Here is a 15,170-nt window from a genome sequence, read left to right on the forward strand (position 1 = left end):
TAATTTCTCAAGTGCGAACGGGGTACAAACGGCGCCAATCTAGGCGCACGACGAAGCCCAGACTGCCCGTCTGGGTGAGGAGTGCAACAACGAGTGGCGCCGTTTGCACCCCGTTCCCTACGGGTTGTGGCCAAAAAAGCCATGCGGGGTGTTGCGCGGACTTGCCGGGGGGAGGCCCCGGCGGCGTCCGCGCGCCTACCGCATGACATTTTTGATCCACAACGCATCTTGAGAAATTAGTGTGAACAGGCCCTAATTATCGCCCGAAGCACCCTCGGGCTCGTTGACATCGACTGCAATCGCGATGGGGCCTGCCGCCAGGTGTTCGGCCTCGGGGTCCTCGGCTTCTTCCTCTTCCATCGGGGCGGCCTCGGCGTCAAGCCGCTCCAGCACCGTGCCGCTGACGTCCAGCGCGACCTCGTCGATGGTGCCAAGCCTGACCAGCACGCGTGCACCGCGTGGCAGGCCCTGCGCGCCCAGTACCGGCAGCACCAGGGGCAGGGTGTCGGCGCGTGCGAGGTTGCCCTTGAAGACCGTGGCTTCCAGCTCGGTGATGCCCCGCTGCTGCAGGTACTTCAGCGTCCAGTAGCGTTCGATGGTGGCCTGGTAGCCGTTGTAGGTGCTGTAGGCGGCGTCGAAGCCCGAGATGATGGAGAACAGGTCCGCATCCTTGGGCTTGAAGGGCGCCGCCAGCGCGGCCGTCTTGCCGTGGCGCGCGCAGGCGATGATCTGCCACTGGTTCACCAGGTCGGTGTAACGACGCAGCGGCGAGGTGCTCCAGGCATAACTCTTCACGCCGAGGCCGGCGTGCGGCAGGGCTTTGGTGCCCATGCGCACCTTCATGCCCGGTGCGAGGGAGGCCTGGCTGCGGTAGATGGCCGGCACGCCGAGCTCGCCCAGCCACTGGCCCCAGGTGCTGTTGGCCAGGATCATGGCTTCGGCCACCATCAGGTCCAGCGGGGCGCCGCGGCTGCGGGTGCCGATCTGCACCTGCTCGCTGCCCTGTGGCTCGGCGCCCTCGTTGCCCACAAGCTTGAAGGTGTAGTCCGGGCGGTTGAAGGTCTCGGGTTTGCCGCGCACCACTTCGCGCTGGGCCTTGAGGTGGCGCGCCAGGCGGTGCAGGAAAGCCAGTTCGGTACGCAGGCCGGTGCTCAGGTGCTCCGGGTCGGGCGTCGCATGCTGGAAAGACAGGTCTTCCAGCCAGGCGGTGGTGACCACCCCATCGATCTGGTCGTGGCGCAGGTTGTGCGCGATCGGCACGCACTCCAGGCGTGTGTCGTGGCCCTGCACCTCCAGTGTGTCTTCCTTGAAGGCCACGTAGAGCGAGACGGCCGGGCAGGCACGGCCTTCCTGCAGGGTATAGCGTTGCACCACCTCGTCCGGCAGCATGGTGATCTTGTAGCCCGGCATGTAGACCGTGGACAGGCGGGCGCGGCTCACATTGTCGATGGGGTCGCCGCGCTGCACCGCCAGGCCCGGGGCGGCGATATGGATGCCGACGGTGACGATGCCCGAACCCAGGCCCTGCACGGAGAGCGCGTCATCGATTTCGGTGGTGGTCGAATCGTCGATGGAATAGGCCTGCACGGTGGCCGTGGGCAGGTCGTCCTTGATCTCGGGCGCGTTCAGGGCCGGGAAGCCGTAACCCTTGGGGAAGTTCTCGAACAGGAAACGACGCCAGTGGAACTGGTAGGGCGAGTCGATGGCGCCGGCCTTCTGCAGCAGGTCCAGCGGCGCCAGGTGGGTGGCGCGCGAGGCCTCGACCACGGCCTTGTACTCGGGCGCGTTCTTGTCGGGCTTGAAGAGGATCTTGTAGAGCTGTTCGCGGATGGGTTGCGGACACTCGCCGCGGCCCAGGGCCTGGGCCCAATCGACGATTTGCTCCTGGATCAGGCGTTTTTTCTCGATCGCAGCCAGCGCCTGCTGGATGATTTCGGCCGGCGCCTTCTTGTAGCGCCCCTTGCCGGCGCGGCGGAAGTAGTGCGGTGCCTCGTGCAGGCGCAGCAGCGTGCCGGCCTGCTGTGGCAGCGTGGGCGGGTCCTGGAAGTAGACCGCGGCAAGGTCGGCAAAGCCGAAATCGTCTTCGGGCGCGAATTCCCAGGCCAGGTCCAGCTCGATGCTCTCGCTCAGCGCCTGGGCGGCACCCAGCAGCTCGGCCGGTGCCGGTTTCTCGAACTTGAGCAGCACGTTGGCAGTCTTGACCTTGACGCGCTTGCCGGACTCCAGCTCCACCTGCAGCGAAGCCTCCGCTTCGGACAGGATACGTCCGGCGAGGAATTTGCCGGCTTCATCGAACAATGCATGCATAAGCCTGATTGTCCCAGCAATTGCCGGGCGCCTCAGTCGGCCAGATCGAGAAAGGCCAGCACCTCGTCCAGATGGTCGGCAAATTCAGTGATGGCGTGGTTGCTGCCCGCCAGCAGACGTCCCTGCGCGCCCTGGTAGTGGGCGCTCATTTCACGCCAGTCCAGCACTTCGTCGCCCTTCGCGATCAGGGCGTAATAGCGCTCGGGCCGGCTGATGGCGGCGCCGCCCAGGGCGCGCAGTTCGTCCACATATTCGGGGCGGAAATAGAAGGTTTCCTGCGGGTCGTGCCAGCTGGCGTGTTCCCCGATGTATTTCGCCAGGTCGCGCGCCGGGAAGACGGCCGGGTTGAGCACGGCGGCACGGCAGCCGGTCTGTTCGGCCACCCAGCTGGCATAAAAGCCGCCCAGCGACGAGCCGATGACCGCCATGCGTTCGCGCGGCCAGGCGGCGATGCCCTGCAGCACCTTGTCCATGGCCTCACGCGGCGAGGGCGGCAGTTGGGGGCACCAGAGCGTCACGCCCGGGTGCCGCTGCGCGATGCGCTCTTGCACGAGTTGTGCCTTGGTCGAGCGTGGCGAGGAGCGGAAACCGTGCAGGTAGAGCAGATGGGAAGCAGGCATGGATCGGGGTGAATAAGTCACGACGGATCGTAAAGGAGGCTGCCGCCTCCCATGAACATGGGAGGGGCTGGCGTGGGCAGGGCCGACAGCAGCGGCTATGCTCTGCCTGAATCGTGAGTGGAGAGGTTGGCAGGTCTATGCAAGTGTGGCGTGTACTGGTGGTGGAAGACGATACGCAGATGCGGGAATTTTTCACCGCCAGCGTGTCGCGCTGCGCGGGCCTGCAACTGGTGGGGGCGGTGGGCTCGGTGGCCGAGGCCCGCGCCTGGCTGGACGACGACGCCAACATCGTCGATGTGCTGCTGACCGATCTGGGCCTGCCCGACGGCAGCGGGCTGGAGGTGATACGCCACGCCACGCGCCTGCACCCGCGCTGTGAGCCGCTGGTGATCTCCCTGTTCGGCGACGAGGACAACGTGCTGGCCAGCATCGAGGCTGGTGCGCTGGGCTACATCCACAAGGACTCGGCGCCGGACGATATCGCCCAGACCATCCTGGAGATGAAAGACGGGGCCTCGCCGATTTCTCCCATGATTGCCCGCAAGGTGCTGGCCAAGTACGCCAGCCGCGTGCGCCCGGGCGAGGCCATGGCCGTGCCGGAGCCGGTGGTTCCCGCCCGTTCGGCGGCCGAGGGGCCGCTGCTGTCGCCGCGCGAGCACGAGGTGCTGATGCTGATCGCGCGCGGCTTCTCCTATGCCGAGATCGCTCGCCTGCAGTCGGTCAGTGTGCACACGGTGCAGACCCACATCAAGAACCTGTACTCCAAACTGTCGGTGCACTCCAAGAACGAGGCGGTTTTCGAGGCCTCGCGCCTGGGCCTGCTGCCGCCAAGGGGCTGAGGCATGGTGACGCGGCGCGCGCTGGGCCTGCTCTTGCTGCTTTGCGGGCTGTTGCCGCCAGCGCAGGCCGAGCTGCTGGAGCTGCGCCGCGCGCACGTGAGCACGGTGGTTGCCGGCGATCTGGTGGAGCGTGAAACCAGCCTGCCCTACAACTGGGATCGCCAGCACGGCGGCCAGTCTGGCGTGGCCGTGTTTGAAATCCCCCTGCAGGTGCAGCAGCCGCCCGCCGAACCCTACGCGGTGTATTTCTCCAGGGTGGGCAACCGCGCCGAGATCTGGCTCAACGGCGTTCTGCTGTCGCGTTTCGGTGATCTGGACCGGCCCAATCGCGAGGATTACGCCAAGGCGCCGCAGTACGTGCTGATCCCGGCCCAGCTGCTGCAAAGCGACAACCTGTTTCGCATCATCGTGCACGGCGACGGCGGGCGCCGTGGCGGACTCTCCAGCATGCTGGTGGGCCCCGAGGTCGAGGTGCGCGAGCATTACCACTCGGTCTACCGCTGGCTGGTCAACGGCTCCATCGCCGTGTCGGTCTTCAGCCTGGTGGTTGGGGTGATCGCCCTGCTGTTGTGGGTGACCCAGGTCGAGTCCGTGCCGGGGGCCCAGCCGAGCCGTGTTGGCTTGTACCTGAGCGCCGGCATCGCCGAGATGTGCTGGATGCTGCGCCTGTCCGACACGGCCCTCACCGACCCGCCCTTGGCCTGGCCCTGGTGGGGGGTGCTGCAGGCACTGGCCTATGCGGGCTGGTTCTGTGGGTCCGCCCTGTTCTGCCACTACGTCGCGGGTTGGCATCGGCATGCCTCCATGCGCTGGGTGCGGGGTGTCGTGTGGGCGCTGATGCTGACAGCCGCACCGGCTGCCTGGTTGGCCTATACCCGGCACAACGACGTCTACCTGACCGGCTGGTACGGCTTTGCCACCTTCCTGTTCATCGGCTACGCGGCGGTCTATTTCTGGGGCTCCGTGCGCAAACCGACCACCGAGCACGTGCTGGTGGCTGCTGCCGGTGTGTTCAACGTGCTGGTGGGGTTCCGCGACTGGCTGGTGATACGCGCCAGCAACAACTTCAACGAAATCTCCTGGATGCGTTACTCCTCGGTGCTGTTCGGCCTGGCGCTGGGGTACATCGTGATCACGCGCTTTCGAGAAGCCAGTGCCCAGGCGCGTGACCTGATGGACAACATGGCGGCCAAGGTGCAGGAGAAGGAGCGCGCGCTGGCGGCCAGCTACCAGCAGCTCGAGCAGCTGGCGCGCGAGCAGGAGCGCGCGGCCGAGCGCACCCGCATCCTGCGTGACATGCATGACGGCGTGGGTTCGCACATCAGTGCGGCCATCCGCCAGCTGCAGTCGGGCAAGGCCAGTGACGAGGATCTGCTGCAGACCCTGCGCGATTCGATGGACCAGCTCAAGCTCTCCATCGACGCCATGAACCTGCCGCCGGGTGACCTCACCACCCTGCTGGCCAACCTGCGCTACCGCCTGGAGCCGCGGTTCAAGGCCTCCGACATCGTCCTGGCCTGGGATGTGGACCTGTTGCCGCCGCTGGCGCGCCTGGACGGCAAGGCCATGCGCCAGCTGCAGTTCATGGTTTTCGAGGCCCTCTCCAATGTCCTGCAACACGCACAGGCCAGCGAGTTGCGCATCGAACTGCGCGCCTGCCCGGGGGGCGGGGCCCGGCTGCGCGTGATCGACAACGGCCGAGGCTTTGATCCCGAACGGGTGCTGCGCAAGGGCCTGGCCTCGCTGCGCGAGCGCGCCGCCGCCATCGGCGTGGTGCTGGAGGTCAGCAGCGAGCCGGGCCGCACGGTGGTGGAAATCCTCATCGTCTAGCCCGCGATCCCCGGCGCATTGGCGGGATAATGCGCACCATGCCGGTCATCTTCGAACGCCCCACCCTGATGCAGCGCGTCATGCCCTGGTTCCAGGGTTTTGACGGACCGCTGGCCTTTGTCGTGTTCATGCTGGCGGGCATCGGCCTGCTGACCATGTACTCCTCAGGCTACGACCACGGCACGCGTTTCATCGACCATGGACGCAACATGCTGATCGCCGGTTTCATCATGTTCGTGGTGGCCCAGGTGCCGCCCCAGCGCCTGATGAGTTTTGCCGTGCCCCTGTATGTGCTGGGTGTGACGCTGCTGATCGCCGTTGCCATCTTCGGCATCACCAAAAAGGGCGCCAAGCGCTGGATCAATGTGGGGGTGGTGATCCAGCCCAGCGAGATTCTCAAGATTGCCGTGCCGCTGATGCTGGCCTGGTGGTTCCAGAAGCGTGAAGGCCAGTTGCGTCCCCTGGATTTCCTGGTGGCCGGCGCCCTGCTGCTGCTGCCCGTGGGCCTGATCATCAAGCAGCCGGACCTGGGCACCGCCTTGCTGGTGATGGCGGCCGGCATTTCGGTGATCTTCTTTGCCGGCCTGAGCTGGAAGCTGATCGTGCCCCCCGTGCTGCTGGGCCTGCTGGCCGTGCTGCTGCTGATCATCTTCGAATCCGACCTGTGCGCGTCCGGCGTGCGCTGGCCGCTGCTGCACGACTACCAGCAGCAACGCATCTGCACCCTGCTCGATCCCTGGCGCGACCCGCTGGGCAAGGGTTTCCACATCATCCAGGGCATGATCGCCATCGGCTCCGGCGGCGTGCTGGGCAAGGGCTATATGCAGGGCACGCAGACGCACCTGGAATTCATTCCTGAGCGCACCACCGACTTCATCTTCGCGGCCTACTCCGAGGAGTTCGGCCTGCTGGGCAACCTGATCCTGCTGGGGGCCTTCCTCTTCCTGGTGCTGCGCTGCCTGGCCATCGCGATGGAGGCGCCCACGCTGTTTGCGCGCCTGCTGGCCGGCAGCATCACCACCATCTTCTTCACCTATGCCTTCGTGAACATGGGCATGGTCAGCGGCATCCTGCCCGTGGTGGGCGTGCCCCTGCCTTTCATCAGCTACGGCGGCACCGCCATGGTCACCCTGGGCCTGGGCCTGGGCATGCTAATGTCCATCGCCAAGTCCAAACGCCTGATCCAGTCATGACGCGCCTGACGGCACCCTACCCCGTGGCCGTGGTGGGTGTCGGCAATATGGGTGGTGCCATGGCGGCGCGCCTGCTCGCCCAGGGCTGGCCGGTACAGGTGCACGACATCGATCCCCAGAAGCACGCCGCGTTGATCGCCGCGGGCGCCACGGCCCATGCCAGTCCGGCGCTGGCTGCGCAGGGCTGCGCGGCGGTGATCGTCTGCGTGGTCGACGCCGCGCAGTGCGAGCAGGTGCTGTTCGGCCCCCAGGGCCTGGCCGGGGTGATGCCGCCAGGGGGCATGGTGATGCTGTGCCCGACCATCGCCCCGCAGGACACCGAATCTCTGGCCGGGCGTCTGGCCCGGCATGGCATCGAGGTGCTGGATGCGCCGATGTCCGGTGGCCCGGCGCGCGCGCGCGACGGCAGCATGAGCCTGATGCTGGCGGGTTCCGGCGAACTGGTCGCGCGCCACGACGCCCTGCTGGGCGCGCTGTCCTCGCGCATCTTCCGCATCAGCGCCCGGGTGGGCGATGGCGCCCGCACCAAGCTGGTCAACAACCTGGCGGCCGGCATCAACCTGGTGGCCGCCGCCGAGGTGCTGGCCATGGCCCGCGCCATGGGCCTGAACCTGGGGCGCACGCTGGACGTGATCGAGCAATCCAGCGGGCAGAGCTGGATCGGTTCGGACCGCATGCGCCGGGCCATCGCCGGCGACTATGCGCCGCGCGCCCACATGACCCTGCTGGAGAAGGACACCCACCTGGCTCTGCAGGCCGCGCAGGCGGCCGGCTACAGCGGACCGCTGGGCGCAGCGGCCGCCCAGGTGTTTGCCCGTGCCAGTGCCGCCGGTCTGGCCGACCTGGATGACGCGGCCCTGCTGCGCTGGCTGGAAGAGCCGTCCTAGCCCCTACGCCCCTATTGGGGATGGGCCCGTCCTACAATGACCTCATGATCTCACGCGAACCCACCCTGGAGCGCCTGGCTGTCGCCCGCGAACTCCTGCTCACGCCCTTCGGCCTGGACGAATCGCACCTGCTGCGCGCCCTGTCCGAGATTCGCACGCACAAGGTGGACGACGCCGACCTCTACTTCCAGTACACACGCAGCGAAGGCTGGAGCCTGGAGGAGGGCATCGTCAAGACCGGCTCCTTCAGCATCGACCAGGGCGTGGGCGTGCGCGCCGTCAGCGGCGAGAAGACCGCCTTCGCTTATTCCGACGACATTTCCGAGGCTTCGCTGCTCGACGCCGCCCGCACCGTGCGCACCATCGCCAGCGCCGGCCAGTCGGCCCGCGTGAAAGCCGCGACGCAGAAAATTGCCGGCTCGCGTTCGCTCTACCCGGGCACCGACCCCATCGCGACGCTGGACAGCACGGCCAAGGTGGCGCTGCTGGAGAAAGTGGAGAAGCTGGCGCGTGCCAAGGACCCGCGTGTGGCGCAGGTCATGGCCGGCCTGGCCGGTGAATACGACGTGGTGCTGGTGGCCCGTGCTGACGGCACGTTGGCCGCTGACGTGCGACCGCTGGTGCGCCTCAGCGTGACGGTGATCGCCGAACAGGCGGGCCGGCGCGAGATGGGTTCTTCGGGCGGTGGCGGCCGTTTCGGCCTGGCGTATTTCGACGAGGCCATGATTCACCAGTATGTGAACGAGGCCGTCAACGCTGCCCTGACCAACCTCGAATCGCGTCCGGCTCCGGCCGGCGACATGACCGTGGTGCTCGGCCCGGGCTGGCCCGGCGTGCTGCTGCACGAGGCCATCGGCCACGGGCTGGAGGGCGACTTCAACCGCAAGGGTTCGAGCGCCTTTGCCGGTCGCATCGGTCAGCGTGTGGCGGCCAAGGGCGTGACCGTGCTGGACGACGGCACCATTGCCGATCGCCGTGGGTCGCTCAATGTGGACGACGAAGGCAACCCGACCCAGCGCAATGTGCTGATCGAGGACGGCATCCTCAAGGGCTACATCCAGGACGCCCTGAACGCCCGCCTGATGAAGACCGGCCCCACCGGCAACGGCCGGCGCGAGAGTTACGCCCATGTGCCCATGCCACGCATGACGAACACCTATATGCTGGGCGGCGACAAGGCCCCCGAAGAGATCGTGGCCAGCATCGAACGCGGCTTGTACGCCCCCAATTTCGGCGGCGGCCAGGTCGACATCACGTCGGGCAAGTTCGTGTTCTCGGCCAGCGAGGCCTACTGGGTCGAGAAGGGCAAGATCCAGTACCCGGTCAAGGGCGCCACCCTGGTGGGCAATGGGCCCGACGCGCTGACGCGCGTGACCATGATCGGCAACGACATGCGGCTGGACAGCGGCGTGGGCACCTGCGGCAAGGAAGGCCAGAGCGTGCCGGTCGGCGTGGGCCAGCCCACGCTGCGTATCGAGGGGCTGACGGTCGGGGGCACGGCCTGAGGCGGGTTGGCGCAGGCCCCGCCATTTCCTGTGCTATATTGAACTCCATGGTTTCGACCCGTTCCTACTTTTTTGGCTACTTTTGGTTCTCAAGCGCCGCCGGCGGAAGAGAGTTCTGAACGTACCCAGTAGAAACGTAACGAATTCCAAAAACCGCCGGCCCCGCCGGCGGTTTTTTTTTGCCCGGTTCACCCATTCAAACCCAACTCCAGGAGTGACACGATGACTGCTCAAACCCCCGCGACCGGCGCCGACGCCTGGTATGCGTATCCCGGTGACAAGACCAGCCGCACCGACGATCAACGCATCAAGGACATCACCGTGTTGCCCCCACCCGAACACCTCATCCGTTTCTTCCCCATCAGCGGCACGCCCGTGGAGAGCCTGATCTCCCATACGCGCCATACCATCCACAACATCATGGCCGGCAAGGACGATCGCCTGCTGGTCATCATCGGGCCCTGTTCCATCCATGACCCGGCCGCCGCGGTGGAATACGCCCGCCGCCTGAAGGAGCAGCGCGAGAAGTACAAGGACACGCTGGAAATCGTGATGCGCGTGTACTTCGAGAAGCCGCGTACCACCGTGGGCTGGAAGGGCCTGATCAACGACCCCTATCTTGACGAGAGCTACCGCATCGACGAGGGCCTGCGCATCGCGCGCCAGCTGCTGATCGAGATCAACCGCCTGGGCCTGCCTGCGGGCAGCGAGTTCCTGGACGTGATCTCGCCGCAGTACATCGGCGACCTGATTTCCTGGGGCGCTATCGGCGCACGCACCACGGAGAGCCAGGTGCACCGCGAGCTGGCCTCGGGCCTGAGCGCGCCGATCGGCTTCAAGAACGGCACCGACGGCAACATCCGCATCGCCACCGACGCCATCCAGGCGGCGGCGCGCGGCCACCACTTCCTGTCGGTGCACAAGAACGGCAAGGTCGCCATCGTGCAGACCAACGGCAACAGGGACTGCCACGTCATCCTGCGCGGCGGCAAGGCCCCGAACTATGACGCAGCCAGCGTGGCCGCGTCCTGCAAGGAGCTGGAGGCCGCCAATCTGCCGGCCACGCTGATGGTGGACTGCAGCCACGCCAACAGCAGCAAGCAGCATGAGAAGCAACTGGAGGTGGCACGCGACATCGGCGGCCAGATCGCTGGCGGTTCGCGCAGCGTCTTTGGCGTGATGATCGAGAGCCACCTCAACGCCGGCGCGCAGAAGTTCACACCTGGCAAGGACGATGCCAGCAAGCTGGAATACGGCAAGAGCATCACCGACGCCTGCCTGGGTTGGGACGATTCCCTCCAGGCTCTGCAGGTCTTGTCTGACGCCGTGAAGGCTCGGCGCTCCCGCTGAGCGCCGCGATGGCTTGATTCGCTACGTTTTCTGTAGCGAATCAAGCAGTTTCTGGTGCACGCCACCGAAGCCGCCATTGCTCATGCACAGGATGTGGTCGCCCGGCCGGGCCGCGGCGACCACCTGCTGCACCAGTTGGTTGATGCTGTCGGCCACCTGGGCGCGCGCGCCCATGGAGGCCAGGGCCTCGCGCGCGTCCCAGCCCAGCCCGCCGCCGTGGCAGAAGGCCAGGTCGGCGTCTTCCAGGCTCCAGGGCAGCTGGGCCTTCATGGTGCCGAGTTTCATGGTGTTGCTGCGCGGTTCGAAGACAGCCAGGATGCGCGCTTGCGGCCCGACCTTGCGGCGCAGGCCATCCACGGTGGTGCGGATGGCTGTGGGATGGTGGGCGAAGTCGTCGTAGATGGTGATGCCGCGCGCCGTGCCGCGCACTTCCATGCGGCGCTTGACGTTCTGGAAGTCCGCCAGCGCGCGTGCGGCCACCTCCGGCGCCACGCCCACGTGTTCGGCCGCCGCGATGGCGGCCAGCGCGTTGAGCTGGTTGTGCACGCCGGTCAGCGCCCACTGCACGCGAGCCACCGGTCGACCCTGTTGTTGCACTTCGAAGTCGTGCGGTTCTCCGCGCGCGCTGAAATCGCTGACCGCCGCACCGAAGCTGCGCTGCTCGCTCCAGCAACCGGCGTGCAGCACCCGCGCCAGGCTTTCCTCCAGGCCGTTGACCACGACGCGGCCCGAAGCCGGGACCGTGCGCACCAGGTGGTGGAACTGGCGTTCGATGGCGGCCAGATCGTCGAAGATGTCGGCGTGGTCGAATTCCAGGTTGTTGAGCACGGCGGTCCGCGGGCGGTAATGCACGAACTTGCTGCGCTTGTCGAAGAAAGCAGTGTCGTATTCGTCGGCTTCGATCACGAAGAGCGGTCGCTGGCCGCTTGCAACCGGGCCACCGAGCCGGGCCGAGATGCCGAAGTTCATGGGCACGCCGCCCACCAGGAAGCCGGGCAGGCGGCCCGCCGCGTCCAGGATCCAGGCCAGCATGGACGTGGTGGTGGTCTTGCCGTGTGTGCCGGCCACGGCCAGCACATGGCGACCCTGCAGCACATGCTCGGCCAGCCATTGCGGACCGCTGGTGTAGGGCGTGCCGGCGTCGAGGATGGCTTCCATCAGCGGGAATTTCGGGCTGCCGTCGGCGGCACGGGCGCGGCTGACCACATTGCCGATCACGTACATATCCGGCTTTAAGGCCATCTGTTCGGCGCTGAAGCCCTCGATCAGATCGATGCCCAGGGCGCGCAGCTGGTCGCTCATGGGCGGGTAGACGCCGGCGTCGCAGCCGGTGACCTTGTGACCCGCCTCGCGGGCGAGGGCGGCCAGTCCCCCCATGAAGGTGCCGCAGATGCCGAGGATATGAATATGCATCGGCTGATTCTAGGGGCTGGTTTTTGCCATCTGCGGGACGGGAGCACAATCGGGGCCGTGAGCGCTTCAGAGGAAATTGCCGCCGTGGCGGCCCAGATGGTGGTGGAAGAGGGCCTGGAGTACGGTCCGGCTAAACGCCGTGCCGTGCGCCAGCTCGGCTTGCCGCCGCGCACCCCCTTGCCGGGCAATGACGAGGTCGAGGAGGCGGTGCGCGAGTACATCGCCGTCTTCTGTGCCGACACCCAGCCGGCCGAGCTGCAGGCCCTGCGCCGCCTGGCCCTGCTCTGGATGGAGCGGCTGGAGCGTTTCCGGCCGCATCTGAGCGGGGCGGTCTGGCATGGCACGGCCACGCGCCTGTCCGATATTTATCTCCAGCTCTTTTGCGAGGACGAGAAGTCGGCCGAGATCGAGCTGATCGACCAGGGCGTGGCCTACGAGCCGCGCACCGTGACCGGCCTGCACCGGGAGCCGGTCGAGGCCCTGAGCTTCCATGCCCCTTGTCGGGAACTGGGGGAGACGATCGGGGTACATTTGATGGTCCATGATCTGGACGATCTGCGCGGCGCCCTGCTGCGGGATGCCAAGAACCGTACGCCACGTGGAGATTTGTTGGCGGTACGGCGACTTTTAAGTGAAATAGAAAACCGTTGAGGAATTTTGTGGAGCAAAAGAGTAGCACTTCCCCGAAGCGCCGTCGCGCCCTCTACGCCATGGCGGCTGCCGTGGCGGGGTTGGCGGGTGCGGGGCTGGCTTGGTGGCGGTATACGCCGGCGCCGCTGGATCAGGCGACGCCCCTGCAACTCTGGGGGCTGGAATTCGACACGCCGGCTGGCTCTCGCCTGGCGCTCAGCAGCCTGCGCGGGCGTCCCCTGCTGATCAACTTCTGGGCCACCTGGTGCCCGCCCTGCGTTGAAGAACTGCCTTTATTGAACGCCTTCTTTGAAGAAAATAAATCCAAAGGCTGGCAAGTTGTCGGAATTGCCGTCGACAAGCTTGAACCGGTGAAGACCTTCCTGCAGCGTCAGCCCCTGGCTTTTCCGGTGGCCCTGGCGGGAATGGATGGGCTGGCACTCAGCAAATCATTGGGTAATCAGGTGGGCGGATTGCCCTTTACCGTGCTGGTGGGTGCCGACGGTAGCATCCTGAATCGTAAAATAGGCAAGCTTTCCGCCCGCGATCTGACGCTCTGGCGGGAATTGAAGTAGCGGTCGCCAGATCGCTTATGATGGCGCCCGGCCATGACCGGGCAATCGAATTCGCCGTAGATGGCTGGAAATTGCTACCAATTGTTCTAAATTGGAGCAATATTGAATAACGATGTTGGAGATCCCATGGATTTGCGAAAACTCAAGACCCTGATCGATCTGGTGTCTGACTCGAACGTGTCGGAACTTGAAATCACCGAGGCCGAAGGCAAGGTGCGTATTGTCAAGGGTGGCGGTGCCATGGTTCAGAGCTATCAGATGCCGGTGGCGCAGGCGGTTGCCGCGCCTGCGGCTGCCCCGGCCGCTGCGGCGCCCGTGGCCGCTCCGGTGGCTGCGCCGGCACCCAGTGGCCATGCCGTCAAGTCGCCCATGGTCGGTACCTTCTACCGCTCGTCCTCGCCCGGCGCCAAGGCCTTCGTGGAAGTGGGCCAGGCCGTCAAGCAGGGTGAGACGATTTGCATCATCGAGGCCATGAAGATCCTCAACGAGATCGAAGCCGACAAGGCCGGCACCATCACGCAGATCCTGTGCGAGAACGGCCAGGCCGTGGAGTACGGACAGCCCCTGTTCATCATCGAATAAGGCTGCCACCCCATGTTCAAGAAGATCCTGGTGGCCAACCGGGGGGAGATCGCCCTCCGGATCCAGCGCGCTTGCCGCGAGCTGGGTATCAAGGCGGTGATGGTCTATTCCGAAGCCGACCGCGAAGCCAAGTACGTCAAGCTGGCCGAAGAGGCTGTCTGCATCGGCCCGGCGCCCTCGGCCCAGAGCTACCTCAGCATGCCGGCCATCATCTCGGCTGCCGAAGTGACCGATGCCGAGGCCATCCATCCGGGGTATGGCTTCCTCAGCGAGAACGCCGACTTCGCCGAACGTGTGGAGCAAAGCGGCTTCCAGTTCATCGGCCCGACGCCCGAGTCCATCCGCATCATGGGCGACAAGGTCTCTGCCAAACAGGCCATGATCAAGGCCGGCGTGCCTTGCGTGCCGGGCTCGGAGGGTGAACTGCCTGACGATCCGACCCAGATCAAGCGTATCGCCAAGAGCGTGGGTTACCCGGTCATCATCAAGGCCGCCGGCGGCGGTGGCGGGCGCGGCATGCGCGTGGTGCACACCGAAGCGGCGCTGGTCAATGCGGTGCAGATGACCAAGGCCGAGGCCGGCGCAGCCTTCAACAACCCGGCCGTCTATATGGAGAAGTTCCTGGAGAACCCGCGTCATGTGGAGATCCAGATCCTGGCCGACAAGCACAAGAATGCCGTCTACCTGGGGGAGCGCGACTGTTCCATGCAGCGGCGGCACCAGAAGATCATCGAGGAAGCGCCCGCACCGGGCATTCCGCGCAAGCTGATCGAGAAAGTGGGCGAGCGCTGCGTCGCCGCCTGCAAGAAGATCGGCTACCGTGGTGCGGGCACCTTCGAGTTTCTTTATGAGAACGGCGAGTTCTACTTCATCGAGATGAACACGCGCGTGCAGGTGGAGCACCCGGTGACCGAAATGATCACGGGCGTGGACATCGTCAAGACGCAGATCATGGTGGCCGCTGGCGAGCGGCTGCCCTTCACGCAGAAGGACATCGTGATCCGCGGCCATGCGATCGAGTGCCGCATCAACGCCGAAGATCCCTACAAGTTCACTCCGTCGCCGGGCCGCATCACCATGTGGCACGCACCGGGCGGCCCGGGCGTGCGTGTCGACTCGCACGTGTATACCAACTACTTCGTGCCGCCGAACTACGACTCCATGGTCGGCAAGATCATCGCGCACGGCGACACGCGCGAGCAGGCCATGGCGCGCATGAGCACGGCCCTGGCCGAGACCCTGGTCGAGGGCATCAGCACCAACATCCCGCTGCACCGCGAGCTGATGGCCGATGCCAAGTTCATGACGGGCGGCACCAACATCCACTACCTCGAAGAGTGGATGCGGCATCACAAGAGGTAGTCCCCCCTGAGGCGCTCACGCGCCTTCCCCCCCCTGAACGCCAACCTGCGGTGGCAGGGGGGACGCTCCCAGTGGCC

At 66.0% G+C, this 15,170-nt stretch carries 13 protein-coding genes; 10 read left to right on the forward strand and 3 right to left on the reverse strand.

Going from position 1 to position 15,170, the window contains the following annotated elements; genetic code table 11:
- Positions 1 to 252: 252 nt before the first annotated feature.
- Together AC1RRP_RS06820 and AC1RRP_RS06825 are read right to left on the reverse strand one after the other, a co-directional pair.
- Entirely contained in the window at positions 253 to 2,307 is a 2,055-nt protein-coding gene (locus AC1RRP_RS06820) for a ribonuclease catalytic domain-containing protein (protein WP_493034494.1), read from the reverse strand.
- A gap of 32 nt (positions 2,308 to 2,339) precedes the next feature.
- Entirely contained in the window at positions 2,340 to 2,927 is a 588-nt protein-coding gene (locus AC1RRP_RS06825) for a YqiA/YcfP family alpha/beta fold hydrolase (RefSeq protein WP_493034496.1), read from the reverse strand.
- Between the two features lie 137 nt (positions 2,928 to 3,064).
- Between AC1RRP_RS06825 and AC1RRP_RS06830 the strand changes: the two genes are divergently transcribed.
- The 6 genes from AC1RRP_RS06830 to AC1RRP_RS06855 all read left to right on the forward strand — a co-directional run bounded on the left by AC1RRP_RS06830 (position 3,065) and on the right by AC1RRP_RS06855 (position 10,531).
- Entirely contained in the window at positions 3,065 to 3,766 is a 702-nt protein-coding gene (locus AC1RRP_RS06830) for a response regulator (protein WP_493034498.1), read from the forward strand.
- Positions 3,767 to 3,769: 3 nt separating this feature from the next.
- Entirely contained in the window at positions 3,770 to 5,596 is a 1,827-nt protein-coding gene (locus tag AC1RRP_RS06835; protein WP_493034500.1) for a sensor histidine kinase, read from the forward strand.
- A 38-nt stretch (positions 5,597 to 5,634) separates the two neighbouring features.
- Entirely contained in the window at positions 5,635 to 6,789 is a 1,155-nt protein-coding gene (gene rodA, locus AC1RRP_RS06840; RefSeq protein WP_493034502.1) for a rod shape-determining protein RodA, read from the forward strand.
- Positions 6,786 to 7,676, forward strand: a complete 891-nt coding sequence (locus tag AC1RRP_RS06845) for an NAD(P)-dependent oxidoreductase (protein WP_493034504.1) — start codon at positions 6,786 to 6,788, stop codon at positions 7,674 to 7,676. Before rodA ends, AC1RRP_RS06845 begins: the two co-directional genes overlap by 4 nt.
- A 44-nt stretch (positions 7,677 to 7,720) precedes the next feature.
- Positions 7,721 to 9,181: a metalloprotease TldD gene (gene tldD, locus AC1RRP_RS06850; RefSeq protein WP_493034506.1), complete on the forward strand. Its 1,461-nt coding sequence runs from the start codon at positions 7,721 to 7,723 to the stop codon at positions 9,179 to 9,181.
- A 222-nt stretch (positions 9,182 to 9,403) separates the two neighbouring features.
- Complete coding sequence (locus AC1RRP_RS06855; RefSeq protein ID WP_493034508.1) at positions 9,404 to 10,531, forward strand: 3-deoxy-7-phosphoheptulonate synthase; 1,128 nt, start codon at positions 9,404 to 9,406, stop codon at positions 10,529 to 10,531.
- Between the two features lie 21 nt (positions 10,532 to 10,552).
- Here the strand turns inward: AC1RRP_RS06855 and mpl are convergent, their stop codons facing one another.
- Positions 10,553 to 11,944 carry a UDP-N-acetylmuramate:L-alanyl-gamma-D-glutamyl-meso-diaminopimelate ligase gene (gene mpl, locus AC1RRP_RS06860; protein WP_493034510.1) on the reverse strand — a complete coding sequence of 464 codons (1,392 nt, stop codon included), beginning with the start codon at positions 11,942 to 11,944 and terminating at the stop codon, positions 10,553 to 10,555.
- 96 nt (positions 11,945 to 12,040) lie between these two features.
- On the opposite strand from mpl, the gene AC1RRP_RS06865 reads away from it, so the two are divergent.
- The 4 genes from AC1RRP_RS06865 (at position 12,041) to accC (ending at position 15,093) form a co-directional block, all read left to right on the forward strand.
- Positions 12,041 to 12,595, forward strand: coding sequence for a hypothetical protein (locus tag AC1RRP_RS06865; RefSeq protein WP_493034897.1), 555 nt, complete (start codon positions 12,041 to 12,043; stop codon positions 12,593 to 12,595).
- Positions 12,596 to 12,654: 59 nt separating this feature from the next.
- A complete protein-coding gene (locus AC1RRP_RS06870) occupies positions 12,655 to 13,149 on the forward strand; it encodes a TlpA family protein disulfide reductase (protein ID WP_493034512.1) in 495 nt (164 codons plus the stop codon).
- A 126-nt stretch (positions 13,150 to 13,275) separates the two neighbouring features.
- On the forward strand, positions 13,276 to 13,731 hold the full coding sequence (gene accB / locus AC1RRP_RS06875; protein ID WP_493034514.1) for an acetyl-CoA carboxylase biotin carboxyl carrier protein: 456 nt from the start codon (positions 13,276 to 13,278) through the stop codon (positions 13,729 to 13,731).
- Positions 13,732 to 13,743: 12 nt separating this feature from the next.
- Positions 13,744 to 15,093 (forward strand): acetyl-CoA carboxylase biotin carboxylase subunit, encoded by a 1,350-nt coding sequence (gene accC / locus AC1RRP_RS06880; protein WP_493034516.1) that lies wholly within the window; start codon positions 13,744 to 13,746, stop codon positions 15,091 to 15,093.
- Positions 15,094 to 15,170: the final 77 nt, after the last annotated feature.

It is taken from the genome of Hylemonella sp. GW821-FHT12C09, assembly GCF_058807395.1.